Source organism: Bacillus cereus group sp. BfR-BA-01441, assembly GCF_022663075.1.
GTDB lineage: Bacteria > Bacillota > Bacilli > Bacillales > Bacillaceae_G > Bacillus_A > Bacillus_A cereus.
The window spans coordinates 1-206 of record NZ_JAKUEU010000480.1; the positions used below are offsets into that span (position 1 = coordinate 1).

Below are 206 nucleotides of genomic sequence, written 5' to 3' on the forward strand. Positions count from 1 at the left end.
TAACCACTACACCACGGGACCATTTGGTTGCGGGGACAGGATTTGAACCTGCGACCTTCGGGTTATGAGCCCGACGAGCTACCGTGCTGCTCCACCCCGCGACAATATAAATAGCTTGGCGACGTCCTACTCTCACAGGGACAAGGTCCCAACTACCATCGGCGCTAGAGAGCTTAACTTCCGTGTTCGGTATGGGAACGGGTGTG

The 206-nt window shown here is 55.8% G+C and carries 1 tRNA gene and 1 rRNA gene; both read right to left on the reverse strand.

Features of this window, described 5'->3' with window-relative positions:
* Positions 1–24: 24 nt before the first annotated feature.
* Positions 25–101: transfer RNA gene (locus MR107_RS31290), tRNA-Met, on the reverse strand.
* Positions 102–113: 12 nt separating this feature from the next.
* Positions 114–206, reverse strand: a 5S ribosomal RNA gene (gene rrf / locus MR107_RS31295); the annotation flags it as partial.